Source organism: Streptomyces sp. 13-12-16, from assembly GCF_002114215.1.
GTDB lineage: Bacteria > Actinomycetota > Actinomycetes > Streptomycetales > Streptomycetaceae > Streptomyces.
On sequence record NZ_NCTE01001118.1, the window covers coordinates 1 to 1,175 of the forward strand.

Genomic DNA, 1,175 nt, shown 5'->3' on the forward strand with positions numbered 1-1,175 from the left:
GCATGGGCGCCGCGGCCGTGCGCGACCGCCTGACGGCCCGCCCCCGGATCATGACCGGCGTCCGCCGGGTGTTCGCCGTCCGCTTCGTGGGGCCGGGCGCACGAACGGCGGTGGCGTGACATGCGTTTCCGGCACGCGGACGCGATCTGGTCCGACCACCCCCAGCTCGCGGTGGGCGCGCTCCACACCACCGGCGTCAGCCGGGCGGCCGACGTCGGCCCGCGCGTCGCGGAGTACACCGCCCGCGCCCTGGCCCGGCTGGCCGACGCCCCCGAGGGCCGGTTCCCCGAAGTGCTCGCCTGGCGCCGGGGCTTCGCCCGGATGGGACTGAAGCCGACCCGGTACCGGTGTGCCTCGGAGTCCCTGCTGCGGCGGCTGCGGAAGGAAGGGACACTGCCGCGCATCCACCCGGTGGTCGACCTGTGCAACGCGATCTCCGTCGCGTACGCCGTCCCGGTCGCGGTGCTCGACGCCGACCGCGTCACCGGCCCGCTGCTCGAAGTGCGCCACGCCCGCGGTGACGAGGAGTACACGACCTTCGGCGGCGGTACGGAACACCCGGCACCCGGCGAGGTGACGTACGCCGACTCCGCCGGGCGGGCGCACGCCCGCCGCTGGACCAACCGGCAGAGCGGCCACTCCGCGGTCGGCGACCGCACCAGCCGGATCTTCGTGGTGGTGGAAGCCGTGCACGACGGCGGAGCGGACACCGTCGCGGAGGCGCTGCGGACGATCGCGCGGGAACTCACCGCGCACTGGCAGGTCACCCCGGCGACGGCCCTTCTCACCCCCTCCGCACGGGAGTTCACGTTCAGCGACGAGCCGCTGTCCGGCACCCGGGCGGCCCCGTAGTGGTGCGTGGCACCGGTGGCACCATGGGTGCGGTGAACGAGAGGGAAGGACAGCCGAGCGGTACGGCGGCACACGGCTCCGACTTCCTGCAACTACGTCCCGAGGACGCGCCCTCGGGCGGCAAGGCCGACTGGCTGGCCGGGCGGCTGCGGCAGGCGATCACCGACCGCCGGCTGACCGTGGGCAGCAGACTGCCGGCCACCCGGGTGCTCGCCGCCGAGCTGCGCGTCTCCCGGGGCGTGGTCACCGAGGCGTACCGGCGGCTCGCCGAGGACGGCCATGTCGAGGGGCGCCGGCGCGGCGGCACGGTGGTGGTCGCGGCG

General features: G+C 75.7%; 2 protein-coding genes. Both read left to right on the top strand.

From position 1 onward, the window contains the following. Positions 1 to 120 precede the first annotated feature (120 nt). Positions 121 to 852: a B3/4 domain-containing protein gene (locus B7767_RS36150; RefSeq protein ID WP_085575731.1), complete on the top strand. Its 732-nt coding sequence runs from the start codon at positions 121 to 123 to the stop codon at positions 850 to 852. A gap of 23 nt (positions 853 to 875) precedes the next feature. After that, positions 876 to 1,175: GntR family transcriptional regulator (locus B7767_RS36155; RefSeq protein ID WP_143652826.1), on the top strand; the 300-nt coding region annotated here is incomplete at its 3' end.

Excerpts from the sequence above, each read along its gene's own strand:
- B7767_RS36150 (WP_085575731.1), top strand. The coding sequence starts at position 121 with ATGCGTTTCCGGCACGCGGACGCGATCTGGTCCGACCACCCCCAGCTC.